Genomic DNA, 26,150 nt, shown 5'->3' with positions numbered 1-26,150 from the left:
ATGAGGAGATGAGGACATGGGGACACACCGGACGCACCGGACACACCGGACACACCGGACACACCGGACACACCGGACACACCGGACGCACCGGACATGGGGACACACCGGACACGGGGAGGGGGGGAACTCTTCAATCAACCTCGACCCGTCGCCGCGTCTCTCCGTCGCCGCGTCTTCTTCCCTATCTTCACTGCTTGGGAAAGGAGAAAGATTTGCCGCTACAAGATGCTGGCGGGATGAAATTTTCTTCGGGTGAATAATCTAACAAAGAGTATGTTATGTCTAACCCGCAAGCACCGGCATTTGTCCACATATAATCTAAAAATTTAAACGGTAAGTGTCCGGCGGGAGCATTGGTTTGATAGGTGATGCCAGAGATGGCGTTTGGGTTTTGTTTATCGGTGAGTTTCCAATTAATCTGCTTAAACAATTCATCGGGTAATGTGGTTTTCTCGTAAATTTGTTTTTGCACGCTCAAACCAAACTTTCCATTGGAGTATTGCACCCATAATTGGTCGATGGCGCGTAAAGTCGGCGCGAGGCATTCTGGTTTTTCTCCAGTTGGACAAGGGTTACGCGCGATAGCGGCAAAGGTTTCCTCGTCTGCTTCTTTCCACTTTTTGGCTAAGAGTAAGTTACGCAGTTTGCTTAAGTTTGGCGTATCGTTTGGGGTTGGTTTTGCTTGGGTATCTATTGTATAAACTTGTCCGGGTGATTCGTTACTTGGAGCTTGGTTATCGGCTAGTTTAGAAGCAGTTGTTGTGGGAAGTTTCACTTGCTTTTCGGCATTGTTTAACCCGGTTTGGTATGCGGCAAGTTGTTTTTGAGCAAGTGCATACTTGGGGTTAGATGTTGGCACTGCTTTGATTAAGTCTATTGCTTGCTGCCAGCGATTTGCGACTAGGGTCCAATCTTCTTTAGTTTGGGCAATTTGGGCGATATTTTTAGCACTGATGGCTTTATTTTCTGCTTCCTGGAAGAAGTCAGTTTCTGGGGATGATGGCGGTGGGGAAGCTAAGGTAACGGGTGAAGGTGGAGGTGCAGCGGGGGTGAGTGGGGATGGGGGTGGCGAGGTCGGTGGTGCTTGCTGGGTGACAGTGCAAGCATACAGCAATACCGTCCCCGCGATCATTGCACTGTTAATTGCGATAGGGAGTTTCATGGGTGATGTTTAATGGCGAGTCGAGAGGGTTACCAAGTTACGCGATCGCGCAACTTTTCAAGTTTACTAGACCCAACTCCCGGTACTTTGTCAAGGTCTTCTAAAGAAGTAAAAGGTTTCTGCTGTCTTGCTTGAATAATTTCCCGTGCTAATTTTGGCCCCACTCCCGGTAAGGCTTCTAATTCGGCAATACTTGCTGTATTCAAATTTACTTTTTGTTCTTGGCTTTGTGGCGAGAGGTTTTGACCTTGCTTGGGAGATGCTGTTATTATCTGCGGACATTGTTGCTGTTGTGCTTTAATTTTCCGCTGCATCCAATCGGGTACGCCCAGAAGCGCATTCTCATAAAGTCGCTCGAATTCGCGCTTAAAATGAGCTGCGACTGTCTGACTTTGAATTACTAAAACTGTCTCGTCGTTATTCCGATCTGCTGCTAATGACCAGTTGTGGGAACCCGTGATGACAATTTTATCATCAATTAGGCCAAATTTGTGATGCAATAAATCGCCTTTTAATAACTGAGGAACGCCGACGGTAGAAAGGGGATTTCCCCAAGGACGGTTATGGGGTTCGTACTTGCATTTATTAGCAAAAGCAACCCCCATCATATCTAACGCTTCGCTGTAGCTGCGATAGGCGAAATCCGGGTCGATTAAAGCGCGTACTTGGACTCGCTGTTGATGACTTTTTTCTAAAATATTGACCAGATTCTGTTCTGAAAAAACGAACAATGCCAGATCGATTGTAGCGGTAGCTGTTTTTAAGGTTTTGCCGATTAAACCGTTACTGCTTTCATCCCAAGGTAGCCTTAAAGAAGTGGGAGAAAATTGCAGGGAAACGGTTGTATCTCCCAGTTGGATTTGTTGCGCTGGTCGATCAGGTTTTTTGACGCCAAATTGACTATCGGGTTTGCCTCCCGGTCCATCGCCCCACATGATGTTAAACTCTTGAGTAAATAAGGCGGCTAATTCGGAACTGGTAATTTTTAGCAAATTGTTGGCATTGCCCAAACTGCTGGTATTTTTAAAGTCGCCGTGGATGTCAGAAGTGGTAAAATTAGCCGAAGTGACGAGAATTTTTACGCCATCGACGATAACAAATTTGTGGTGCATTAAACTGCTGCCTTTGGAACCATCCGCAGTGTCATCGATGATGGGGATACCGGCTTTTTTTAAGATGACCAAAGCATCGCGATTGTTGATTTCATCGGGAGTGATATTATTATCGCGATCGCGGTCTATTAATTGGCGGAATTCTTGGTAGCGATCGCGTTCCCTCTCCGGCAATTTTTCCACCTCAGTCGCCGTCAAACTACTGAAAGGTCGGCTATAGTTATTTTCCAAGATTATCCTAACTTTAACCCCGGCTTTTTTCCGGTCGGCTAACGCTTTGGCAATTTGGGGTAAGCGGAATTCTTGAACGGCGATGTCTATGGTGGAATTGGCGGAGGCGATCGCATCCACAATAATCTGCTCTAAATTATCCCCATCGCGCCTTTGATTGCGTAATGGTTCGATATATTCCGCCGCCTGGGAATGATTAAAATAAACTTCGACAAAAGCATCTTGAGGTAAAGGTTGAGGTCGCGTATTTTGGGTTTGGGCTTGTTGACAAGCGGCAGTAGTAAGTGCTAATAAAACAATGCCGCCCAGTCGCAAGCAAGAAAATAGAGAAAACATTGGCATGTCGTGGGATGATTCAAATCTGATTGACAGATTCATAATTCCCAAACGGCAAGTTAAAATTCACCTTCCGATCAAATCCAACTAAATTTAAGAGTTGCCAGAAACCCGGTTTTTTGGAAAAACCGGGTTTCTAGCTTCTTGCTTGTCAGACGTTAATATATAGCCAGTAACATCCTTAAATCCTATGTTTCCCGCCAAATACCCCGTGCCTCAAAGTGAACCCCCCTTGTCGCCGAGGGAAACACTACCGACGATGTACGATCTTCCTAGCGAAAACCCGGAGGAACCCGGTTTGCCAGACGAATTTCACGACTTTCAACCGCAATTATTAAGCCAAACTTTCCGTCCGCCACAATATCCGGCGTCGCGAGTCTTCTGTGGCAGCGACATTAACTTATACTATGACGTGCGCCATCCTCTATGGTACAAGCGACCGGATTGGTTTGGGGTTGTGGGTGTCCCTCGATTTTATGATGAAGTTGATTTGCGCCTCAGTTACGTGATTTGGCAAGAAGGTGTTAATCCTTTTGTAGTTGTGGAGTTGCTTTCGCCAGGGACAGAGAAAGAAGATTTAGGGGAAACCGAGACGGAAAAACTGCCACCTGAATCTTCTGTTGCTGGTAACGGACAAGCAATTCAAACAGAAACTGAAAATAAACCACCCCGAAAATGGGAAGTTTACGAGCAAATTTTACGCATTCCTTATTATTTTGTTTTTAGTCGCTATACCGATCGGTTACGCGCCTTTAAAATAGTGGGAGCGCAATATCAAGAACTAGAGTTACAAGAGTCGCGAGTGTGGATTCCTGAATTAGAGTTGGGTCTAGGTTTGTGGCAAGGGGAATTTCAAGGAATTGAGCGATTGTGGTTGCGTTGGTATGATATTCAAGGCAACTTGATTCTCACTGATGCCGAACAAGAAAGACAGCGTGCCGAACAAGCTGAATCTAGGGCAGAACAAGCTGAATCTAGATTAGACTTGCTGATGCAAAATCTGCGAGATGCAGGGATAGATCCAGAGCAATTTTTGCAGGGTCAGGGTTGAATTTAGGCACAAGAAAAGGTGCCATATTCAAGTATAATTACCCATAAAAAAATACCCTGGTAGCTTAACCCAGGGTATTTTCGCAATCGGTAAGATGATTATGCCTCCAACCTTTCCCTAAACTCTTCCCAGCTGACTTTTGCTTGTAGCTCTACGATACAGCGCAGAGTCTTACTGACTAGCTTTGGGTGGAGTGGCACTACACAGCGTACCTCTCTTTGTGATGTCCACTTTGTAAGCAGAACATGATTTCCCTCTTTTCCAACTTCTACAAAGCCTAGACGCTTCAATGAAGACAAAGCCGCAACTCCTGAAATACAGTCTAAGTCAGACTTCAGAAACTTACGCATTTATTTTTTCCAAAGAGGGACTTTCCCGATTTTAGCTTAAATTTTTTGGCTGTGAGAGTTATCTGTTAGGAATTGCGACCAGAAGTACAGGGTTTGGTAGACTGTGGCAATTCTTTCAGATAAAGTTCTGTAGCTTTCTGTAAATTGGCTATAGCTTCTTCACGGGTATTTCCTTGACTGACTGTACCTACCTCACGGCATTCAGCAATGTATATGCCTTCTTCTTGTACAACAATCGCATTAAATTTATGTCCTTTTACAGTAAAAGGTTCGCCAGTCATTGGAGAATCTCCTAGAGCATCTCTGACTTGGTAGAATTCATTTGATTGTTGTAGTTGAGCGGGCAATTCTTCCTGTTGAAACTCTTCTGTTTCCTCAAAGTAAAGACGCTCCTCCAACTCTATATCGCTAATACCAAGCATTTCGGCAACACGTCGCAGTGAAAGTTTATCTTCTTCAACAGCACGGTAGGCAAGTTCGATGAAAATTCGAGGAAGTCGTTCTTCTATAGAAAGAAAACGCTTCCCAAATTGATCGGGAGAAGGACTGTAACCAAGATGTCGTTCTAAAACAGCAGGTTGTACATTCTTAAAATTATCCTGAGAGTTGGCTAGTCGGTTTTCTTGTTCCAATCGATAGAGCATCATATCATAGCTAACTCCGAAGTAGCGAGATAGATGTACAACCTCTGCTGGATGGCTAACAGTCTTCACTTTCAAACTTGGCAAACGCTCTTGCAATGCCTCAGAAGGAATCAAAAAATAAGAGGCAAATTTGTCAGAGAAAGCCTGTAAGGGAGTATTATCTCCGTGCCGGTAAATTATTGCTGGTCGGTCATGCTGGTAAAGACTGTAAGCAAATCCCTGAGCCAAGCGGAACGAGCGCCAAGTATTTGCCTTATCTTGGTTAAGAGCGATAATGTGTCCCAGGTTTGGGTGAGGAAAAAACAACCCTGCGATCGCATTTTCTTCCTTGCCAAAGGGAATTGTAAAAACCAGCAACCCTTGAGCTTCTAAAAAGCTTTGCAAATTACTAAGGGGAACCATCCCTAAGTTGTAGTGACTTCTGACTTTTTGAGCTGCGAATAGGGCTGTTTGAGCATCCTTTAAGCGGGAGTTATCAAGGGGTGCAAAAGGTGGATGCTTTGGCTCAGGAAAAGGAGTATCTGTTTCCCTGTACAGTTTCTCTAGGGCATAAACCTTCTCAATTAAATGCCCAATTCCTGCCTTACTGGAAGTTGAAATAGTTTCGGAACCAAGGCGTAAGGCTTCTTCCCAGTCTGTTTGAGCTACCTCTTCGCCGAAAAGCGATCGCAAAGAGACTCCATACAGCCTCGCCAGACTCTCCAAACTCAAAGCATCTACCCGACGCTTACCGCTCTCGTACTGGTTCAAAGCAGCCGGGGTCACATCTATAAATTGCGCCGCCTCAGTTTGAGTCATGCCAGCTCGCTCGCGGGCGACACGCAAACGCTGACCTAAGATGTCGTAGTTCATTGGAGTCACGCGAATAAAGAGCCTCAGTCAGAGGATATCTAAATCTCTGTCTTGCGCTGAAAGACATTCAGACTTATGGTTCTATATTAACACTATGTTAAACTAAATGCTACTAAAAAATATTTTTAACGCTAATGTCAAAAAAGATCCTCGATACTGTGGTTTTACGGGTTATGAGCTTTGCTCATCCACGGGGGATAGATATACTGCTAGAAGCTCTTAATGTTTCCTCTGCTCAGTTTCCGGCTGAGATTTACAACCGGGACGAGAATAGTCGCCCTCTGGAGGAGGATGATGAAGGGTTAAGCGAATTGGCTATGGGACTGCGAGGGGCACAGCGTAAGATTCAGCAGTTGCCTCCACGCCAGACTTTGCGCGAACGCACGTGGCTAAGAAACTCACAGCAGCTACCTCGCCACTTTCAGCAGGGAAGTTTAATCGTGGAACCTTTGACTGTAGAAGAACTCTACGAACGAGAGATACTCCAGGAAAAGTACCCAAAGTGCGATAAAGGCGAGGCTGCCTGCTTAGTTCTGGCAAAGCGTTACCAAGGATTGGCTGTGTTCTTATCTTCAGATAAAAAAGCTTGTCAAGTAGCGAAAGAACTCGGCATCCCTTATCTGACTCTGCCAGATATCCTTAAAGCTTGGGTTGAGCAAAAGCAGCCCACAAGAGAGGAATTTGATGCCTTAGTGAAGGGTATATTTGCCGCTAAGTTCGACCTGAAAAAATCCTTTTCAGATCTAGATGAACTACGGCAGGGATTACAGAATTAAGTAATCCGAGCGGTTTTTTAAGCTATATACGCTCTGTACTTACGCAACTGTCACAGTTTTTAATTAAGCGTAGACTTAACACTTTCTAACGGGTTTAAGTAGAGACGTTAGATGTAACGTCTCTACAAGCCGTGATGTTAATTAACCGGATAATTCAGACTCGCTGAAAAATCGCTGATTCATGCGATCGCAATGCTGACACAGATTCTCCAATTTCAGGGCATAACCTACGATGGGGCTGGTAAATGGAGGCTTAATAATATTACCAATATACCCATAGGCAGTTGCATCTAAAGTCGTGGGTTGCTCTCCCATAAAAAACGGTTTATCAGCCAAGAAATCCGATAGTGCTTGCAGATCGGCAGTAGTAATTTGGTAGATTTCCTCACTGCTGTGACGCCCCAAACCCTGAACGTACATTTGATTGAGATAATTTTGCCGCAATTCTTCCAGGAATGGCTCCCATCCTTCTGGCGGAGCATTATTTCCCAGCATACTAGCTAGCAATGCTTTATAAATCCGCCAGTTTTCGTCCACGAAGTAGCGAATGTACCCGATTCCCCAGTAAGTGTTTTCTTTTAACATTCGGCGGAAAGCAAGAGAGATTGCTCGCTCACTAGATGTTAAACAGGAATCGATATCTATCCCTTCTTTTTCCTTGAACATCTCGACGATCAAAGTCGAATCGCCAACCAGTTTTCCTTGATATTCAATGAAGGGTATTTTGCCCTTTGGCGCTGCTGCTATATTTGCTGTTCTATCAGTTTTGTGAGGGATTTTTGCTATGCGAAGCCAGGTTTCCAGCTTGGCACAGGCGGGGCTAGTACTTGGTATTCCCCAAACGGATGGTGTGGTGTATAAGGTAATCATCAAAGTCAATCGTTTTAAGTAGTCAGGTTTTCCTCTTCCAAGTTGGTAGTAAGAACTTCAGTCCTAACCAAGTTGGTAGTAAGAACTTCAGTCCTTGCCCAGTTGGTAGTAAGAACTTCAGTCCTACAAGTTGGTAGTAAGAACTTCAGTCCTTATGTTCCGGAGCGGCTAAAATTAAAGATGCCCACCCGGAGTCGAAAGGACTAAAGTCCTTACTACGAACTGTTGTGCTTACCCTCCATCCTAAACTATTGCGTCTTTTCCTATCGCTGCTAGGTCTATTTCTAGCCTGCTTTATCGCTATTGGCAGCATCGGTATCCCAGGAATACAAAGCAACGAAATTCTTTGGGATACTTGGGGAGTTCCTCATATTTTTGCTCAAGATCGGGAAAGTCTCGCCCGTGGTTTTGGTTGGGCGCAAATGCAAAATCACGGTAACTTAATTTTACGCCTCTACGGTACGGCACGGGGACGCGCCGCCGAGTACTGGGGAAAAAATTACCTCGATGGGGATAAGTTAGTCAGAATAATGGGTTTTGCAGATTCTGCACCCGAATGGTATCAAAAACAAAGTCCTGCTTTCCGCCGCTATCTTGATGCTTTTGTGGCGGGGATGAACGACTATGTTAAACAAAATCCGGATAAAATAGCCGATGAATTGAAAGTTGTTTTACCAATATCGGCAACTGACGTTCTCGCTTATATTCAATTAGGGTTTTTTAGTTTTATCGCCCAAACTGGAGGATGCGGACAAATTGCTAACTTGGAAAGATTGGCAGGAATGGGATCGAATGGGTGGGCGATCGCTCGATCTCACTCTACTACCAAACACGCCATGTTACTGGCAAATCCCCACCTAGCATGGTCTGGCGGTCAAACTTGGTTTGAGGCACAATTAAAGTCACCAGAAATAGATGCCTACGGTGCAACTTTAGTCGGTTTTCCAGTTTTGGGAATTGCTTTTAACGATTATCTGGGTTGGACTCATACAAATAATACTATAGATGGATGCGATTTGTACAAACTTAGTTTAGCTGATGGGGGATATCGGTTTGATGGACAAGTGCGCGAGTTTGAAACTTCTAGACAAACAATAAAAATTAGACAAGAAGACGGTACTTTTAAGGAAGAATTGCTATTAGTACGGCGGTCTATACACGGCCCCGTGGTAGAAAAAGATGGAAGTGCGATCGCTATCCGCATCGTCGGCGTAGATCGCTTTCCCGCCTACGGCATCATAGAGCAATTGTGGAATACCGCCAAGGCGAAAAACCTCACCGAGTTTCAAGCAGCACTCCAACGACACCAACTGCCATTTTTTAATGTAATTTACGGCGATCGCGACGGTCATATTATGTATCTATTTAACGGATATGTACCCGTGCGAAACCAAGGAGATTTTAATTATTGGCAGGGTATTGTTCCCGGCGATACCAGTGAAACTTTGTGGCAAAAAATACATCCGTTTAGCGAATTGCCGAAAGTTATTGACCCTCCCGGCGGATGGGTGCAAAATTGTAACGATCCGCCCTGGAGTTCGACATTTCCCCAAAAACTAGATCCGAAAGATTTTCCGCCTTATATCGCACCCCAGTTTATGAGTTTGCGGGCGCAGCGTTCGGTACGAATGTTACAGGAAAACGCCAGCATTTCCTTTGATAAACTAATCGAGGATAAATATTCCACCCGCTTGGAATTAAGCGATCGCATCCTCGATGATTTAATTGCTGCTGCTAGACAATACGGTAGTCCCTTAGGGCGTCAAGCAGCAAATGTATTGGAAAAATGGGATCGTTTCGCCGACGCCGACAGTCGCGGTACGTTGCTTTTCCAGTTATGGGTAGAGGAAATAAAATCTCAACGCGGTGACTTGTCTGGAATGTTTGCCACGCCCTGGGATGAAAGCAACCCCCTTACCACCCCAAAAAGTTTAGCCGCTCCCCGCGCTGCTGCCGTTGCCCTGGAAGCTGCCGCAACAAAACTTCAAACTGCCTACGGCGCGTTAGATGTGCCTTGGGGCAACGTCATGCGGCTGATGCGGGGTAAAGTAGATTTACCCGCTAACGGCGGTGCCGATGAACTAGGTATTTTCCGCGTACTCGAGTTTGAACCTATCCCCAATGGGGGATTTCGAGCGGTTTTTGGCGATACTTATATTGCGGCGATTGAATTTTCTCACCCGATAAAGGGTAAAATACTCAACACTTACGGCAATGCTACCCAACCCGGATCGCCCAATATAGGCGATCAGTTGGAACTTGCGGCGCGTAAGGAGTTAAGATTTGTGTGGCGTAAGCGACAAGAAATTGTTGCTCACTTGGAGTCTCGCCAAGTTTTCTCAAGTCTGGGAATGTAAACGATTCTCGAAGATTTAAAATATTTAGAATAAAAGCTATTATTCGTGGCTTTTGTGCCTTATCGACCGCCAGGGTCTTTAAGGCAATAGCCCTATGGGTGTGTCCTTTTGAATTCACACCGCATGTGTTATGCCTAGAAGAAAAAAGACGTTCCTGTGCGGTCACAAAGGATACGGGCAAGTTTGCCATCTTTGTGTCCAACAACAGGTAGAACGGGACCAAAAAAAACAGCAAAAACTAGAGTGGGAAGCTACTTTCGCAGCAGATCCGATCGATTTGAGGGATTTGCCCAATCACGTAGTCGTCAAGGCTCGCGTGGTAATTGCTGCCTTACAGAACCAAAGGCATTATACAGAATTTGGTGGCAAGCGACTGCGACACGATCGCTTTGTGATCAGCATTCCCATTACCCGCAACTACCGCATGATCTGTCGCGACTGCGGTAGCGTCCTGGTTCCCTGCCAGGTCTTGTCCCACGAGGATTATAATGTCCGCAAACCAGGAGGTTAAGAGAATTTTAGATTTTAGATTTTAGATTTTAGATTCAGGACTTACGCAAACACCAAAGTTTCTTTGAAAAATCGTCGGTTTGGCAACGAAAGATATCCGCAGAAACTTTGATGATAGGAACGCCCTTGCGTAAGTCCTAAGATTGTAGTAGGGTCGTGGCTGAAAACGGGCGCTCCAGACTACAATCATGTTACAGTTGACTAGACACAGACATTATATTTTTTATGGCTCAGTATCAAAAGGTTGAATATCGCATTGGCAAAGACGGCAAAATTGTAGAAACCGTCCTCAACGGTACAGGTTCGGGTTGTAGGGCGAATACTGCGGGACTCGAACAAGCACTGGGTGAAGTAGAATCTCAAGAACTACTGCCAGAATACTATCAAGATGAAGAAAATGTGACGATTGACCAAAACCAATCGCAGAAAATGGGTAATGGGTAATGGGTAATGGGTAATGGGTAATGGGTAATGGGTCATAATTACCCGCTACCAATTACCAATTACCAATTACCAATTACCAATTAGCAATTACCTAATATGGATGACAACAATTTATTCTGGTTCGGTTTGGTTCTGTGGTTGGTGATTATTTTGCTAGGTTTCAGCTTCTTTCGTTCTCCGAAAGACGTTGAGGATAGCGGGATCAACGATAGGATTACTGCGAGTAGAGAAATCGAAGAATTGCGGCAAGAATGCTTGCGACTTCGGGAACAATTGCAGCAGCAATCTCGCCAACTAACTGTTGATTTTCAGAGTACTACCTTCTCGCAATTACAAACTTTGTTAACCAACTATCCCAGCGTTCGCCAAATGGTGAAAGCGAAACCAGATTTACCGGCTAAAAATATAATTTCGCTGTTTATCCCATTGGATAATATGTTGAAAAGTTGGGGATACGAACCGATAGGTTCGCCTTGGGAACAAGTGCCATATAATCCCCAACTGCATCAAGGCGATACGGATGATATGAGGGAAGGGGAGTTAGTTTATGTCCGGTTTGTCGGGTACCGAGACGGTTCGCGCATCCTTTCCCCCGCCAAAGTTAGCCGCACTTTACCTATTGCCTCTAAATAATAAGCAGGGGAGCGGGAGAGAATTATCCAATTAGCAATTAGCAATTAGCAATTACCAATTAGCAATTACCCAATGATTATTGCCATTGATTTTGGGACTAGCAATACGGTTGTTTGTACGTTAGATCCGGTGACGCAGACGCCACGGACGTTGAGATTTAATGGGATTTCGCGGTTGTTTGAAACGCCGGGTGGTTCGGTATCGGTTGTTCCGACTTTAGTGTATGTTCAGAAAGACAAGATTGCGTTTGGGGAAATCGTGCGATCGCAACGCCTCTCCTCTACTCAAACAGAGCGATTTTTTCAAGCATTTAAACGCGATTTAGCCGCCGATTTTCAGCCGCCACCCCGTCAAATTGATGGCAATAGTTACTCGGCAGAATACGTATCGGAACTGTTTTTAACAGAAATTTGGCAACAGCTATCATCGGAACAAATCAACCCAGACAAGGTAATATTTACCGTCCCAGTTGGTGCATTTGAACGCTATTTAGACTGGTTCCGCGACGTTGCAGAAAAATTAGGCGTAACCGAAGTTCAAATCGTCGATGAATCCACCGCCGCCGCGTTGGGATATGCGGTAAACCGACCGGGTTCTGTGGTTTTAGTGGTAGATTTCGGCGGCGGAACTTTGGATTTAAGCTTAGTTCGTACCGCCGCAACAAGTGGTGGAAAAAAAGTATTAAAAGCCGAAGTAATTGCTAAATCAGATGCTTACGTTGGCGGAGTTGATATTGATGTTTGGATCGTAGAACATTATTTGAGGAAAATTGGGTCTTCGCGTTCAGAAATAAAAGAAATCGGCAGGCAGAATTTATTAGAAATTGCCGAAAGATTGAAAATTCAACTTTCAACTGCACAGTCAGCGTCAGAAAGTTGGTTTGACGATGAGAATTTTATTGCCCACGATGTGAGTTTAAACCGAGACGAATTAGAAGAAATATTAGAGAATCAACAATTACTAGAGCAACTGCGGGAAGCTTTAGATGAAGTTTTGGCGATCGCTTACAGTAAAGGCGTGAGTAAATCCGATATAGAATTAGTCGCAATGGTGGGGGGAAGTTGTTTAATACCCGCAGTGCAGAAGTTGATTATATCATATTTTGGTAAATCGCGCGTACAAGTTGGGAAACCATTTGAAGCAATCGCCCACGGTGCATTAACCTTACCTCAAGTAGTAGAAGTAGAAGATTACTTGCGCCACGGGTATGCAATTCGTTTGTGGGAACCGCAAATTAAAACATATTCTTATTTGCCATTATTTGAAAAAGGCAGCAAATATCCCTGCCAGCGAGATGAATCGCTGATATTGCAAACAGCAATCGATGGACAGCGAGAAATTCGTTTAGATATTGGGGAAGTTGCAGATATATCCCAAGCAGAAGTAACCTTTGATGCCAGAGGGCGAATGACAAGCAGCCACCTACAGCATCAATCACAATATCGGTCATTAGAAACCCATCACGAACAAGTTTGCGTAGCCCATTTAGATCCGCCGGGACAAACTGGAATGGATCGAGTAGAAGTAAGCTTTGAAGTTAATGAAAAGCGGATATTATTGGCAACGGTGAGAGATTTGGTAACGGGGAAAGTGTTAGTGGAAAGGGGAGCGATCGCTAAACTTCAGTAAATTAACGCAAGTTGCTAGTTATAGAATATTGGTTTTAGATCCCCCCCAGCCCCCCTTAATAAGGGGGGAGAAACGTTAAAATTCTTCAAAGCCCCCCTTGCCAAGGGGGGTTTGGGGGGATCGGTTTTATAACTAGCAACTTAGGTTAAATTAGCTAAAATTCAGGAAAGACCGAGATAAATTACCCATGACTGCTCAAAATTTACTAGATCGCGTTACTGTAGACCCAACAATATGCGCTGGAAAACCCTCGATTCGAGGGACACGCATTTATATTGCGATTATTCTGGATGCTTTAGCAGAAGGTCTGACTCCTGAGCAAATTATTGACCATTATCCTTCCCTGACCATAGAAGATATTCGTGCAGCGGTAGCTTATGCCGCTGAACTAGCACGAGAAAACATTTGGAAGGTTTCGTAAAAGTGAAAATCAAGTTAGATGAAAATTTATCGCGTTACCTCAAAGATCTACTTCAAGCTGAGGGATACAATGTAGAAACTGCTCTGGATGAGGGGCTTAAAGGCAGACCGGATGTTGAAGTTGGAGCCACTGCTAGAAACGAAGGACGGATACTTTTTACCCTTGATGTAGAGTTTGCCGATCTACGCAAATATCCACCAGGCAGTCATCCAGGAGTCATTTTATTTCGACCCCGCACAATGGGGCCATTAACTGTTAACAATTTTGTTTTAGAATTTGTCCGCTCTACAGATTTGAGCGAGCTAGCAAAGGTGTGTTGTTGTGGTCGATCCCGATCGGGTTCGCGTGCGACGCCCGCCTGTAAATCCGGATGCTTGAGTTGCGATCGCGTACTTGGGCAAAAAATAGCGTTCGCGAAACTTCAGTAAATTAGCTAAAATTCAGGAGAAGCAGTATTGATTAAAGTGGGTCTGATTCAAGCGATTGACCTGGAAAAAATGAGGAATTCAATACTTGCTCTACCTCATAAAGACACTCTTGCGGAAAATCTTTGTAGCTTAAAGAAGTTTCGCGTACAGCTAAAGCTAGCCCGTACTGATAGGCTTTTTCCAATGCTTCGGGTAAATAAGGCTTCAAACTAGGATTTTCTTCCAACAAATCGGAAACTTGGCAGCGCTGCTCCCGAATTGTAGCAACCCAACTTTTAGAGCGGTTTTCGGGTTGAAACTCCCACTGCAACAAATGTCCTAGCAAAACTCCTAAACGGTTCCTCAGTTCCTGTCGCTGTTGCTTGCCCAAAGATTCAATCTCCTCAACCAAATTTGAGATATCTAAGCGCTCCCACGCACGATCTTGAAGAAATTTTACCTGTTCCTGCGTCCAGGCATAAAAGTCAATTTCATAAAGTCCAGAAGACTTAGGTATAGGCTCGTTAAAGTCAGGAGAAATTACTACTTTACCGCGATCTAACCCTGGAATTCTCGGTAATGACTGGTCAGCAATTGGCACTATACGGGCAATAGGAGTGCCTGCTTGAGAAATAATTACTTCTTCTCCTGACAACACTCGACTGAGCAATTGGGTCAAGTCTGCCTGTAGTGCGGGGAATTCTACAGTATACATACGATCGCTCCGACTTTGACGATACTAATATGCTGGCACAAGCGATCGCCCAGAGCAAAAAACAGCCAACGCGCCCTTAAAACTACAATTATAATACAAGAGGCCATCCACTTTAATCGCTGCAATGGCACAAAATCAGCCAAGATCCTACGATGTAGTTTTAGGGGGACAAACCCCAACACCCGTCAATGCTGCCGTTTTGGGAGGCATTGCAGGCGTCAGGCGGCGCTTAACCAGTCAAAATGTTGCCCAACGAGTAGCAGCACTGCAAGAAGCGGTTAAATATGGGCAAGCGGGTTTAGATTTAATCTTTCAATCGCTCAAAGATGAATCCGCTCAAGTGAGACAAACCGCTTACTTGCTAATTCAAAATTGCGAAGAATTGACTTTAGAACGGGCATTACAAGAATACAATCCCTATCAATTGTTTGAATGCCTGCACAAACATTCTACCGCACAATCTACGACTTATTCTGTTGCGATTAGTGCGGATGGACAATATCTTGTGAGTGGGGGGAGCGATAAGAAAATTGTTGTGCGATCGCTCTACACCGGCAGAATTATTCGCACCCTCTCCGGACATACCGATGGCGTCAAATTTGTGGCGATTAGTCCGTCGGGTCAAACCATTTTTAGTTGCAGTTGGGATAATACCATAAAACTGTGGAATTTGCAATCGAGTAAAGCCTTGGGGGATGGATTATTGCATACATTCGCGGGGGGTGAAGCGGGGGTAAATTGTATCTGCGTAGATTGCGATGGAAAGACTCTCGCGGCGGGTAATGAAGACGGGACGATTGGGTTGTGGAACATAGAAAATCAAGAAAATTTTCGCACCTTGACCGCACATAAAAATGGGATTAAATCCATTGCCATAACAGCGGATGGAAATATATTAGCGACGGGTAGTGCCGACGAAACAATCAAAATTTGGGATATGGCGACTGGGGAATTATTGCATACCCTTGAAGGACATTCAGAATGGGTAAAGTGTTTGGCAATTATTCCCGATGGAAAAACACTGGTTAGCGGCGCACAAGACAGGACAATAAAACTGTGGAACTTGCAGACAGGAGAATTGTTAAATACCCTAGAGGGACATTGGGATGAAGTGAATTCAATTGCCATTAGTCGGGATGGAAACACCCTGGTGAGTGGCGGGGGAAATTTGGATAAAACTATTAGGATATGGCATCTAAAGACGGGGACGCCATTACAGGTTTTAGAAGGACATTTTAATGGCATATCCTCGGTTGCTATGACTCCATCTGGAGGGAAAATTGTTAGCAGCAGTTGGGATAAAACAATCAGAGTGTGGGGGGCGCGATAATTTTTGATTTGTCGGGGTGGGTTTTACCAGAAGATTATGAAAAAAACAAACAATCTGAATAAACCCGCCCTCATTGTTGGGTGATAATAAAGATGCGATATGCCTCCGGCACGCAATCGCGTTCGCATATAATTTCCCTCAACTCATTTACTCTAAAACAGAATGTTGAACCGCTAAAAGAGTAATATCATCAAATTGCTCCGCCCCTTGAGTATGGGATAAGACATTCAGACTAATATAGTCTACAATATCGGACGCTTTCGGGGGGCAAAACTGAAGCAAATGACGTAACTTTTCAATCGTAAAAAATGAGTCTTGACAATCCCGCGCATCCGTCACTCCATCGGTAAAACCGAACAAAATTTCATTGGGTTGGAGATAGACTTGACTAATGCTAAATTTAGCATTAGATAAAATCCCGAGCGCTGGACTGGTAGAAGTTAATATCTCTCGGATTCCCGCCTGCGGATTGAGGATAAAAACTGGTTCATGTCCCGCGTTAATATAGGTTAATAGTCCCGTTTGTGGATCGAGTACGCCAAAAAATAAGGTGGCGAACATGCCTAAATAACCGTGATGACGGGCAACATAATCATTAGTTAAATTCAGAGATTGTAAGGCATTTAAATGAGCTAGATTAACTGTACTAGAAGAACCGAGCCATCCGGCTTTAGGTTGATACATTTCTAATAAATTAGATGCCGTTCCTCGCAATTTTGTTTCTTGAGAAAAGATGCGGATGAGACTGCGAAAGAGTGCCATGAATAAAGCAGCTCCTACTCCCTTATCACAGACATCAGCGATGGCAATTCCTATGGCATTATTCGATAATTCAAAAATATCATAGAAATCCCCCGCCACTTGTCTAGCTGGTTTAAAGAAGGCGGAAAATTCCCAACCTGATTTAAGAGAAATTTGTTTTATCTCGTCGCTGCTTGGTAAAAAGTTAAGCTGAATTTGTCTTCCTTTTTCCAATTCTAAATTGAGACTTTTTGAGTAAAGTTCAATTTGAGCGTAGCTATTTTTTAGAGCAAACTCTGCTTGCTTGCGCTGGTCGATTGCCTGATAAATTTGTTGATACATTTCCTGAAAAGTAAAAATAACTTCTCCTAATTCATCATGGCGTTTGAAGAAATTAGAATAAAACTGAGGATTGGGTTGATCGTAACAAATACACTCAGCCGCTTTTCTTAAATCTTTTCTCAAGTTAACGATAGGAGCAATTACGATTCGCTGGAGTGCGATCCAAGTTCCGGCTGTGACAAATAAGGAGATAATTATCACTAACCCAATAACTCGTAAAATGAAACCGCGTACTCCTCGATCAACCATTGTGGCATCATGGCGCAGAATCAACAGATAATCTTTACCCAATTCTACAGCTGTCCAAGCTACATCATATCGAGATAGTTGATAATCTAATAAATCCTTTTTTTCAGCAGCATCTACATCTTGAAACATTAATGCTGGCTGTTCGCCAAATGTTCCCACCCTCTGACCATTAGATTGATAAAGAGAACCGCCGACAATTACAGAACTTCCTTTCAGATTCGCCAGCAGGTTTAAAACATTTTCTGGAGAAGCTTGGGGAGGAGAAACTTTCATCAAAATTGAAACTTTCTCGGTGGAAATTTGTTTCAATTGACCGAGTAATTCTTGTTCTCGTCGCAGCACAGAGGGAACTAAAACGATCGCTTCGATGACGATAACACTGGTAAACAACCAGAAAACCACCCGTCTGGATAAGCGAGTTTTAAGAAGTTTAGCGAGTTTATTTAACATATTTATTCAGCCAGATGACGATAAACAACTAAAATATTGCGATTGCGATCGCCCACTCTCTCGTAAATAAATCTATCCACACCTTGAATCGCTAAATAAACTCCTAATCCTCCGATTTTTCGTGTTGACAAAGGTTTGTCTAAATCATCAGGAGTTCCTTGTTCTATAGGATCGTAAGGGATTCCCGTATCTTCGAGACAAATAGTTACAGCATTATCATCAATGTCTACGTTTAAATGGATATCGCCTTGCTTTCCCACCGCTTCGTAGCCATAACTAATAATATTGGTGGCGATCTCATCTACCGCGAGACGTAATCGATAAGTTGCTTTTTTATCTAACTTGGCATTGCTAGCTACAGCTAAGACATACTCAGAGATGGTATCTAAAGAATCAAAGCTTGCTGATAAAATTAGAGATTGCATGGTGTTTATGCCGGGAGCGTGAATGCTAAATAATATTGACACTATGATGAAAACCGACTGTTTTCAGAGTAGAGACGATCGTTTCCGATGCCCCGGTAATATCAATATCTACCTGAGAACCCATTTTCTGTTTAGCGAATACAAGAACGCGCAATCCGGCACTAGACATATAGGATAAATTTCCCATATCTAAAATCAGTTTTCGGATCGCTTGTTTGGTAGTTTGTTCGATAGTTTCTTGGAAAATTGCGGCGGTATTTGTCACGATTTCGCCCGTGAGGGTAATCGTTGCCACTTGATCGATGATTTTTAACTCTGTTGTCAGATTCATATTATTTGCCTACTAGAATAACAATCGAGCGATCGCCTACTAACATCCCCGTCTGATTCGCTAATAGCGGTTCTTTTCCCACTTGCCAAATATCATGAGGATGAGGACATCCCGTATTAGCGAAAATGTGCCATTGTAAACCAGAAGGTAAGCCCGGTAACTCAAAATCGAGAGGAGAATAGTGCATATTCATGGCTACATAAATATAGTCATCTTGCGCGTGTTTACCACACAATAGAAAAGCGAGAACGCGACTAGAATTAGACCAATCCGCAGACCATGCTTTAGTGCCATGCCATGATATATCTGCGTAGCCACTGCCCATCCTATCAGTATGATGGAAATGAGCGGCATTTCTTAACGCAGAGTGGGCATGACGAAAGGCAATACAAGTCTTAAAAAAATGGAATAACTCAGCATTTTTGTCTAGAAGTTGCCAATCTAACCAATTTAATTCGTTGTCATGACAATAGGCGTTATTATTTCCTTGTTGGCTTCGTCCCATCTCATCTCCCATCAGGATCATCGGCACACCTTGAGACAGCGTTAATATAGCGATCGCATTTTTCATCAACCGCTGTCTTAGGTTTAGAATATTCGCATCGTCCGTCCATCCTTCTGCCCCACAATTCCAACTATAATTATCATTTCCCCCGTCCTGATTATGCTCTCCATTGTCATGATTATGCTTATGGTTATAAGAAAACAAATCAGCAAGGGTAAAACCATCATGGGCAGTAATAAAATTAATTGAAGTCGTCGGCGGTCTGCCAGAATGTGCGTACAGATCGGGAGAACCCTGAATTCTTTGCGCCATTTCTCCAACGCATCCCTCATCTCCCTTTAAAAATTTACGGATACAATCGCGATATTTGCCATTCCACTCCGACCAACGACCGAAAGCCGGGAAAGATCCAACTTGATACAATCCCCCCGCATCCCATGCTTCAGCAATTAATTTGCATTTAGCCAGAATCGGATCGAAAGCGAGGGATTCTAATAAGGGAGGATTAGACAGCGGTTTACCCCAAGGATCGCGACCAAGAATAGTTGCTAAATCAAAGCGAAATCCGTCGATATGATACTCACTTGCCCAATATCGCAAACAATCTAAAACCAGATTTCTGACAATCGGATTATTACAATTGAGCGTATTTCCCGTGCCGCTAAAATTAAAGTAATAACCTTCGGGAGTCAGCATATAGTAAGTTTTGTTATCCAGTCCCCGAAAAGAAATTGTTGGCCCTTGTTCGTTTCCCTCAGCAGTATGGTTAAAAACCACATCTAAAATTACTTCAATGCCGACACGATGCAAGTCTTTAATCAGCGTTTTTAACTCATCTACCTGCATTCCCCATTTTCCTGTAGATGCGTAACCCGCTTTCGGGGCAAAAAAACCGACGGGACTATATCCCCAATAATTGACTAATAATTCTCCCGTGTCAGGATGGATGCGAGAATTTTCAAACTCATCGAACTCGTAAATTGGCATCAGTTCGATCCCATTAATTCCCAGTTCCTTAAGAACGGGAATTTTTTCACGAATTCCTGCAAACGTACCCGGATGTTTCACCCCAGAAGTAGGATGATTAGTGAACCCGCGCACGTGCATTTCATAGATAATTAAATCTTGAGCCGGAATTTCTAAAGGTCGGTCATCTTCCCAATCAAAATCATCGAAAGCAATCCGCGCGCGATGTTGATAAATATCCTGCCAATTAGGCGGTATTCCCCACCGATCTCGACCGCCAATAATTTTAGCGTAGGGGTCTAAAAGTATTTTCGTTTTATCAAACCAATGTCCTGCTACTGGGTTAAATTCCCCATCCATGCGATAGCCATACTCTAAATTTTCGTAGTCGAGATCGAAAACAACCATACTGAACGCATTCCCTAAACGAAACTCATCGGGAAAGGGAATTTCAGCGAAAGGTGCGGCAGCATGTTTTTCAAACAGGACAAGAGTACAAGACTTGGCATAACTAGAAAAAATCGAAAAATTCACCCCGAATGGCACTAAAGTAACGCCAAAAGGAAACGGTTTCCCGCGTCTAAGTTTGAAGTTTTGATAACGATGAGTGGGATGGATATCGATGCGTTCCATAGTAGGAGATTGGGTTTATTGCTAATTGGTAATTGGTAATTGGTAATTGGTAATTGGTAATTGGATTTATTGGCAGTAGGGGCGGGTTTAACGAAATATTTCTTGGTTCCAATCAATGGTTGGTAAAACCCGCCCCTACTTATTTAATGAAGTAGGGCTAAACCCGAATCTAGAGTGTCGCTGATGGTAAAAAAATTGAGAAAACCAGTAACTGCCATCGTGTCGGCGATTTCTTCGGATAGTCCTACTAACACTAACTTTCCATCGAAAGCGCTAGTTTGACGGTAGAGAGAAAGAAGAAAGCGTAAACCCGCACTGGACATATACTTGACTTGTGACATATCGAGGAGAATTTTATTACCCGAAGTTGCTAGGGGCAAAATTTTTGCTTGAATTGTGGGCGCTGTGTTGGTGGTAATGTCTCCTGAGAGGGAGACAACAGTTATAGTTTCTAAGGGATTGATGGTGATTTCCATAGGTTTAATTCGGCACGATTTGAACTTTAACTTTTACCCTGTCTTTGCTGTCGGGGAGAGCGATCTCTAATCCTTGGGGAGCGAAATTGGTGTATTTTTCTCCGTCAATCTCACACGCTCCTATCTTGATACTGTTTGGGGGTAAAATATCGGGCGATACTCGGAGAATTCGCTGGTCAAATCCATCCGCTAGGGGTTTAAAATAGAAGTCCATCGGCTGTTTATAAATCAGTAAATTCGTGTAAACTGCCGCCAGATAACATAATTCTGTAGAGTGATAGCCACTCATGGAATGGGAACTTTTATTGCGTTCGTTTCCTCCTGCTAAATAAGGCATTCCGTTCGCAAGGACATTGAAATAAACGCCCCCATCTTCAGTGTCGAGAAACCATGCGTTGTAAAATGATGCAGCTTCTTGCGCTAGTTGGTGATATCGAGGGTTTTTCAGACAAGCTGCGAGGATGTAATAGGCTAATATTGCTTGTTCCTGTTGCCACCAAGCTTTGCGATCGTGCCAAACAAAACGATAATATGATTCGTTGTTTTTTAAGCGACGTTCTACGACATCATACCATCCTCCCCTCGTGCGATCGCTTCCCACTTCCGGCATCAGATCGGCGATTTTGCAGGCTAATTCCAAATATTCAGATTTCGGTTTAATATTGTACATCCGCATCAGATTCCAAGCGATTTTCAAGTTATGTCCCACCACGGCACGATCTTGCTGCCATCCCCAGGATCGATCCGGTGACCAATCAGCATAAAATCGTTCTTGCACGAAGGGGCTATATCCGTAATCGGGAAAGCGTTTCACAATCGTATCGCAAGTATTTTCTAGCATTTGAAAATACTTTTGCTCTCCCGTTGCTAACCAAAGGTTGATTAGATAAGCAGGGGCATGATCTCCGATAGAATTCCAGTTTTTTTTGCCTTTATTGTCTCCTAATGCTTCGCTATGAGGATCTAAAGTGACGGGATCTAGATGAGAAAAATAGCCCCCATACTCGCTGCGATCGCGGAAAAACCGATCGAATAGTCTAACCGTCAATCTGGCATCGTTGAGAATGCGAGAATCGCCAGCGATCCGATAGGTTTGAACCGGACCTGCTAGGGCATATATTTGTTCGTAGGCAGGGATAGCATAGTAATCATCGCTAAACTCGGAAGCAAAGATTTTTTGTTCGAGTTTATTCTTGACATTGATGCCGTGATACCAATAGACAATCTCGTTATCAATGTCCAAAAATCTCATGTGTTCTCGCAGATATTCTGTCCCCTTCTCCGCTGCCTCTAAAAACGGTTCTTCCCCCGTCATTAAATAAGCAGTAGCAAAACCATAAACTAAGCGAGAAATAGTATCAGTTTCTTGACTGTAGTTGGTCGTAGAACGAATTCCCGCTAGACTAAGATGAGTCCGATAGTCACGATAATCGATGCCATCTTTACCAAACTGGGCATTCAGATAAAAGTTAGCCAAAGAACGAACTTGATTTACCCACCAGGTAGGGTTTTCAAACAGAAAACCCTCGACTTGATAACCGACAAAAACCAGGAATTTCACCTCGAAATCGGGACTATTAGGATAAAAAATCCCATAGGCATAAAGATAGCGTCCCGATTCTAAAAGCGATCGCATTTTCCCCGTAACATCAATGTAACTTTCATCCAAATTTTGTAGCATTTTGGCATAAGCCATCGGACTGAGGACAGCGTGAAATTCTTCTCCAGCGCTGGTTTTGATGCCTAAGCGATCGCCATCGGGATTAAAATAGGTAACATACCCCGCAATTAGGTCAGAAGTCGGTGTTTTCATGATTTTTCTAGCTGAGACAAAAACACAGTCATAAATTCTTCGACGACACCTGGATGTCTAGCAGAAATTAAATTTCCATCCACATAAGTTGCGCTTGTTTCTCCGCTTTCATAAATTGCGATCGCTCCTGCATTCTCCACATCGGCGATAATATTATGAGCGCAGGTGACTTTTTTACCTTTTAGAAGCGTTCGATCGGCACAAAACAACCACAAACTATGACAGATAGTGCCAATTTTCAATCCTTCTGTCTGTACCGCTTGGCGCAGAAATTCAACCGCTGGTGCTTGACTGGGTTTCCCCGCTTCTGGATTTACTTGATACCGCAGTCTATCCATCGCGTAACCCCCGATTAAAATCAATCCTTTGTAATCCCTGGGGTTAACCGTTTGCAAGTCAATTGTTACCGTAACTTCTGCTTCGCGATCGTTTCCCTTGAAAGTGAGTTTTTCTTGTCCCCAAAGATGGGAAATATATTCCACTTCATACCCCCACTGAGGGAAGAATTCATTAAACCGTCGGTACTCAGTTTCGTCAAAATGTTCCTCGATCAGTACCCCGATTTTACCTTTGATTTCCTGGTTCATTATTTTCTTACAACTCGATCAAATTGACTAACTCATCGGGGGCATAAACATCTCGATAAAACGTTAATTGTTCCGTTTTCAGATACACTCCACCTTGATGTCCCCGCCTTAAAAAGGTGACATTTCCTTTCGCTAATGTCTCATTCGTTTCGTCATCTACACATTTCCATTCAAAGTAGACGACCTCGTGATGAAACATCACAATGGGCCAACACATAGTCACGTTTGGTTGTGCGATCAATGCCCACCAATGTTTTTCTCGTTCTTGTTGTTCTTTCAAGCCAACATAGCGACCATCTTGACATAGATACACCAAATCCTCGCGATATTCTCCGTTTAAAATATCTCCTCTTCCTTGTCTCAAAGCCTCGCAATGAGTAGGCCACCATTCTTGATTTTCTTGTTCGATTTTTTCGGCAGTATAACTAGAATTGATCCTGGGCAATTCAGCTTGCTTTTTGGCGTTCAATTCTTCAGCAATTTGAATTAATTGACCCTGCATATCCTCAGAGATTAATCCTGGTCTTGAGTAATCTGCCGATAAGTTTTGGTAGTAGTTAACTCGCTTTTTCATTGCCGATCTTCCCTTGATTTTTGGTAATCTTGCCGTGCCTTTTCAAACAGTACTTTTGCTTTCCTTAAAACTTGATTAAACTCTAACTGTTCTCCATTCGGGCCTTTGCAATAAACCAGCGTCCAACCCTCAAAGTCTCCGAAATCGGCACCGTAGAGTTTGCAAGAGTTATATTCAGATGCAACCTGTTGCCTTTCTGCTTGCGATCGCACTGTCACAATCCGGTTACACTTGACTTGATCCATCCCCCGTTTATGACATTCTGTTTCTAAATCCTTGACAAATTTATCCACATCTACATCATCTTTGAGATAAAAAGAGATGTGCATAGAATTGACAAAAGCAGGACTAGAATAGGCATGTTTTGCCGGAAAAGCATTACTTCCGTTCGGTGCAGCATTAGCATCTCGATACTGAAGAATTTCCAGAACCACATTATCGAACTGAATAAAATAAAGGTCTAACTTTTCCGTCCCATCTCTGAGATTAGGCACGCCAAGACTTTTCGGATCGACCCCCTTTTCTATTGCCTCAATTTCTTCTTTTTGAAATAGGGTATTGTGCATTGTATACCCGGCTAAACCGATTTCGGGAATAATAATTTTACCTCCCAGAACCTCGGTATAGAATTCTAAGGCTTTTCCCATATCTTCGACGGTGATACCAAAGTGATGCAATCCTTGAATTTGTTGACTTAAAGCCGATACAGGCTGAGATTCAAGCATGTGTGAGGATGGCATAGTAGTCATAGCCTAGTAATAGTTTTTTGGGTGTCTCGATCGTTTATACGAGGATTATGCTCGTTTGGATTTAGACAGTTTCAGAATTTTTCTTTTTTGCTTTATTCACCAGCAAGCCGATGCCTAAAACGCTTAAACCCATGACTAAAGAAGGTTCGGGAATCGGTTGCTGAACATCAACCCCTGAATTGTCAACTTGAAACGCACTACGTACATCGTTTCCATTGGCATCGGTTGCGGTTAGAATCTCGATAATTCTCAGATCCGACAAACCATCATCGATTAAAGCCGATCCGACTCGATAGCTAGTCGTGAATAAATCGATTGTCGTATTCGGCGCAACACCAGAACCACTTAAAGTTGCGCCTCTCACCTCAGATCTGGGATCGGAAAGATCGATGGTGAAAATATTTAGATTGGGAAATACTGCCTGACTGCTGCTATTATCTAAACCGATTAACGGTAATTCAGCCGGATCGCGAGCAACGCTAAAAACTAAATTAGTTAAATTGGCTGTTAATCCATCAGTATTGAGGCGAAAAGTAAAATCGATCAGATCTTCGATATTAGTCGATCGATCGAAAATTGAATCGCTATCTAACTGCGTCCCTCTGGGAACTAGGCTTAAAGAAGCACTGTAAGCAGGCATTCCGACTAAAAGTAAAGCGCTGGTAGCGGCTAAACTGCCCAAGCCTAAAGATGTCGTAAATTTCATACAACTTATCTCCTAATGATAAAATTTTCCCTGACATAGGGAGGGGGGAACAGTTGAAATCCCCCAACTAAAATTCAGCTTAGAAGCTGCACCTGCGGAATGACAATGGAAAAAATATTGATTTAGTAAACAGGAATTAAGCAAAAAAACCCTGTTTCTCTGAAAAATCGTGGGTTTAGAGTCGCGAGATTGAGGCAGAAACCGGGTTTTTGGCCCAACTTTCTCTATCGACAAATCCAAAACAACTTTTTCAGCGTAGTAGTAGTTATGGCAACTTGTTACCGAGAAAAAGATCGCAATGATGAGCATAGATAATCTTGATGCAGCAATGTCCTCATTCGATCGCACCGAAGGGTGCTTGTGTCTTTCGAGACAAACAATCTCTAGCCCTTTCCCTTTCCCAGATCCCCCGCAATTAAGTGAAATTTTTAGCTATATCGACGCTAATTACTGCCAAAACATTGGTTTAAAGGATATATCCCAGGTTTTCGGCTATTCCCCTTCCTATCTCACCAATCTGGTGCGTCGTTTGACAGGAAAAACCCTTTATCAATGGTTAATCGATCGCAGAATGTTTCAAGCACGCTACTTGTTATTAAACACCGATCTGCCCGTTCATCAAATCGCTAGATCGGTCGGTTACGAGGATGCGGGGCATTTTATCAAGCATTTTCGCCAACATCACGCTTTACCTCCGAAAACATGGCGAGAACATAGGAATTAGCAGATCGTATCTGCGCTAGTTAGGTCAGCGATCGCACTCCAAAACA

Annotated in this window: 28 protein-coding genes; 12 read left to right on the top strand and 16 right to left on the bottom strand. The window is 43.5% G+C overall.

Going from position 1 to position 26,150, the window contains the following annotated elements:
* Positions 1–8 precede the first annotated feature (8 nt).
* Complete coding sequence (locus ACE1CM_RS48200) at positions 9–263, top strand: hypothetical protein (protein WP_374886744.1); 255 nt, start codon at positions 9–11, stop codon at positions 261–263.
* Here ACE1CM_RS48200 and ACE1CM_RS48195 read toward each other — a convergent pair.
* Positions 191–1,165 carry a GUN4 domain-containing protein gene (locus ACE1CM_RS48195; RefSeq protein WP_374886743.1) on the bottom strand — a complete coding sequence of 325 codons (975 nt, stop codon included), beginning with the start codon at positions 1,163–1,165 and terminating at the stop codon, positions 191–193. The two genes, ACE1CM_RS48200 and ACE1CM_RS48195, sit on opposite strands and share 73 nt — an antisense overlap.
* A 29-nt stretch (positions 1,166–1,194) precedes the next feature.
* The gene (locus tag ACE1CM_RS48190) at positions 1,195–2,886 is read right to left on the bottom strand and encodes a DUF655 domain-containing protein (protein ID WP_374886742.1); all 1,692 of its coding nucleotides are present in this window, start codon (positions 2,884–2,886) and stop codon (positions 1,195–1,197) included.
* 148 nt (positions 2,887–3,034) lie between these two features.
* On the opposite strand from ACE1CM_RS48190, the gene ACE1CM_RS48185 reads away from it, so the two are divergent.
* Positions 3,035–3,895, top strand: coding sequence for a Uma2 family endonuclease (locus ACE1CM_RS48185; protein ID WP_374886741.1), 861 nt, complete (start codon positions 3,035–3,037; stop codon positions 3,893–3,895).
* A 98-nt stretch (positions 3,896–3,993) separates the two neighbouring features.
* Here the strand turns inward: ACE1CM_RS48185 and ACE1CM_RS48180 are convergent, their stop codons facing one another.
* Complete coding sequence (locus ACE1CM_RS48180; protein ID WP_374886740.1) at positions 3,994–4,245, bottom strand: type II toxin-antitoxin system HicA family toxin; 252 nt, start codon at positions 4,243–4,245, stop codon at positions 3,994–3,996.
* Between the two features lie 65 nt (positions 4,246–4,310).
* Positions 4,311–5,741: a helix-turn-helix domain-containing protein gene (locus ACE1CM_RS48175; RefSeq protein WP_374886739.1), complete on the bottom strand. Its 1,431-nt coding sequence runs from the start codon at positions 5,739–5,741 to the stop codon at positions 4,311–4,313.
* A gap of 134 nt (positions 5,742–5,875) precedes the next feature.
* Here ACE1CM_RS48175 and ACE1CM_RS48170 point away from each other — a divergent pair, with 134 nt between their 5' ends.
* The gene (locus tag ACE1CM_RS48170) at positions 5,876–6,517 is read left to right on the top strand and encodes a hypothetical protein (RefSeq protein ID WP_374886738.1); all 642 of its coding nucleotides are present in this window, start codon (positions 5,876–5,878) and stop codon (positions 6,515–6,517) included.
* Between the two features lie 141 nt (positions 6,518–6,658).
* Here ACE1CM_RS48170 and ACE1CM_RS48165 read toward each other — a convergent pair whose 3' ends face one another.
* Entirely contained in the window at positions 6,659–7,387 is a 729-nt protein-coding gene (locus tag ACE1CM_RS48165; RefSeq protein ID WP_374886768.1) for a glutathione S-transferase family protein, read from the bottom strand.
* A 227-nt stretch (positions 7,388–7,614) separates the two neighbouring features.
* On the opposite strand from ACE1CM_RS48165, the gene ACE1CM_RS48160 reads away from it, so the two are divergent.
* From ACE1CM_RS48160 to ACE1CM_RS48130, 7 genes are all read left to right on the top strand, one after another.
* On the top strand, positions 7,615–9,744 hold the full coding sequence (locus ACE1CM_RS48160) for an acylase (RefSeq protein WP_374886737.1): 2,130 nt from the start codon (positions 7,615–7,617) through the stop codon (positions 9,742–9,744).
* 130 nt (positions 9,745–9,874) lie between these two features.
* Positions 9,875–10,255, top strand: a complete 381-nt coding sequence (locus ACE1CM_RS48155) for a hypothetical protein (RefSeq protein WP_226574660.1) — start codon at positions 9,875–9,877, stop codon at positions 10,253–10,255.
* A 224-nt stretch (positions 10,256–10,479) separates the two neighbouring features.
* Complete coding sequence (locus tag ACE1CM_RS48150) at positions 10,480–10,698, top strand: DUF2997 domain-containing protein (protein WP_374886736.1); 219 nt, start codon at positions 10,480–10,482, stop codon at positions 10,696–10,698.
* Between the two features lie 96 nt (positions 10,699–10,794).
* A complete protein-coding gene (locus tag ACE1CM_RS48145) occupies positions 10,795–11,331 on the top strand; it encodes a nucleotide exchange factor GrpE (protein ID WP_374886735.1) in 537 nt (178 codons plus the stop codon).
* A gap of 72 nt (positions 11,332–11,403) precedes the next feature.
* Complete coding sequence (locus ACE1CM_RS48140) at positions 11,404–12,960, top strand: Hsp70 family protein (protein ID WP_374886734.1); 1,557 nt, start codon at positions 11,404–11,406, stop codon at positions 12,958–12,960.
* 187 nt (positions 12,961–13,147) lie between these two features.
* Positions 13,148–13,381: a DUF433 domain-containing protein gene (locus ACE1CM_RS48135; RefSeq protein ID WP_374886733.1), complete on the top strand. Its 234-nt coding sequence runs from the start codon at positions 13,148–13,150 to the stop codon at positions 13,379–13,381.
* 2 nt (positions 13,382–13,383) lie between these two features.
* Positions 13,384–13,809, top strand: a complete 426-nt coding sequence (locus ACE1CM_RS48130; protein WP_374886732.1) for a DUF5615 family PIN-like protein — start codon at positions 13,384–13,386, stop codon at positions 13,807–13,809.
* A 31-nt stretch (positions 13,810–13,840) separates the two neighbouring features.
* Here the strand turns inward: ACE1CM_RS48130 and ACE1CM_RS48125 are convergent, their stop codons facing one another.
* Positions 13,841–14,503 (bottom strand): DUF29 family protein, encoded by a 663-nt coding sequence (locus tag ACE1CM_RS48125; RefSeq protein WP_374886731.1) that lies wholly within the window; start codon positions 14,501–14,503, stop codon positions 13,841–13,843.
* A 124-nt stretch (positions 14,504–14,627) separates the two neighbouring features.
* Here ACE1CM_RS48125 and ACE1CM_RS48120 point away from each other — a divergent pair, with 124 nt between their 5' ends.
* A complete protein-coding gene (locus tag ACE1CM_RS48120) occupies positions 14,628–15,833 on the top strand; it encodes a WD40 repeat domain-containing protein (protein WP_374886730.1) in 1,206 nt (401 codons plus the stop codon).
* Between the two features lie 147 nt (positions 15,834–15,980).
* On the opposite strand, the gene ACE1CM_RS48115 is transcribed toward ACE1CM_RS48120, so the two are convergent.
* The 10 genes from ACE1CM_RS48115 to ACE1CM_RS48070 all read right to left on the bottom strand — a co-directional run bounded on the left by ACE1CM_RS48115 (position 15,981) and on the right by ACE1CM_RS48070 (position 25,380).
* On the bottom strand, positions 15,981–17,615 hold the full coding sequence (locus tag ACE1CM_RS48115; protein ID WP_374886729.1) for a PP2C family protein-serine/threonine phosphatase: 1,635 nt from the start codon (positions 17,613–17,615) through the stop codon (positions 15,981–15,983).
* 2 nt (positions 17,616–17,617) lie between these two features.
* A complete protein-coding gene (locus tag ACE1CM_RS48110) occupies positions 17,618–18,040 on the bottom strand; it encodes an ATP-binding protein (protein ID WP_374886728.1) in 423 nt (140 codons plus the stop codon).
* Positions 18,041–18,065: 25 nt separating this feature from the next.
* Complete coding sequence (locus ACE1CM_RS48105) at positions 18,066–18,371, bottom strand: STAS domain-containing protein (protein WP_374886727.1); 306 nt, start codon at positions 18,369–18,371, stop codon at positions 18,066–18,068.
* A gap of 1 nt (position 18,372) precedes the next feature.
* Positions 18,373–20,475, bottom strand: coding sequence for a glycogen debranching protein GlgX (glgX, locus tag ACE1CM_RS48100; protein WP_374886726.1), 2,103 nt, complete (start codon positions 20,473–20,475; stop codon positions 18,373–18,375).
* Positions 20,476–20,618: 143 nt separating this feature from the next.
* Positions 20,619–20,951: an anti-sigma factor antagonist gene (locus ACE1CM_RS48095; protein WP_226574680.1), complete on the bottom strand. Its 333-nt coding sequence runs from the start codon at positions 20,949–20,951 to the stop codon at positions 20,619–20,621.
* Positions 20,952–20,955: 4 nt separating this feature from the next.
* Complete coding sequence (locus ACE1CM_RS48090) at positions 20,956–22,764, bottom strand: AGE family epimerase/isomerase (protein ID WP_374886725.1); 1,809 nt, start codon at positions 22,762–22,764, stop codon at positions 20,956–20,958.
* On the bottom strand, positions 22,761–23,351 hold the full coding sequence (locus ACE1CM_RS48085; protein ID WP_374886724.1) for a DJ-1/PfpI family protein: 591 nt from the start codon (positions 23,349–23,351) through the stop codon (positions 22,761–22,763). Before ACE1CM_RS48085 ends, ACE1CM_RS48090 begins: the two co-directional genes overlap by 4 nt.
* A gap of 7 nt (positions 23,352–23,358) precedes the next feature.
* Positions 23,359–23,925, bottom strand: a complete 567-nt coding sequence (locus ACE1CM_RS48080) for a hypothetical protein (RefSeq protein WP_374886723.1) — start codon at positions 23,923–23,925, stop codon at positions 23,359–23,361.
* Positions 23,922–24,674: a VOC family protein gene (locus ACE1CM_RS48075; protein ID WP_374886722.1), complete on the bottom strand. Its 753-nt coding sequence runs from the start codon at positions 24,672–24,674 to the stop codon at positions 23,922–23,924. Before ACE1CM_RS48075 ends, ACE1CM_RS48080 begins: the two co-directional genes overlap by 4 nt.
* Positions 24,675–24,735: 61 nt before the next feature.
* Positions 24,736–25,380: a hypothetical protein gene (locus ACE1CM_RS48070; protein ID WP_374886721.1), complete on the bottom strand. Its 645-nt coding sequence runs from the start codon at positions 25,378–25,380 to the stop codon at positions 24,736–24,738.
* Positions 25,381–25,678: 298 nt separating this feature from the next.
* On the opposite strand from ACE1CM_RS48070, the gene ACE1CM_RS48065 reads away from it, so the two are divergent.
* Positions 25,679–26,104, top strand: coding sequence for a helix-turn-helix transcriptional regulator (locus ACE1CM_RS48065; RefSeq protein ID WP_374886720.1), 426 nt, complete (start codon positions 25,679–25,681; stop codon positions 26,102–26,104).
* Positions 26,105–26,150 lie beyond the last annotated feature (46 nt).

Source organism: Microseira sp. BLCC-F43 (assembly GCF_041929235.1).
GTDB lineage: Bacteria > Cyanobacteriota > Cyanobacteriia > Cyanobacteriales > Aerosakkonemataceae > Microseira.
Note: the sequence above shows the minus strand (reverse complement) of the source record. Positions and strands in the feature narration are given on the sequence as shown.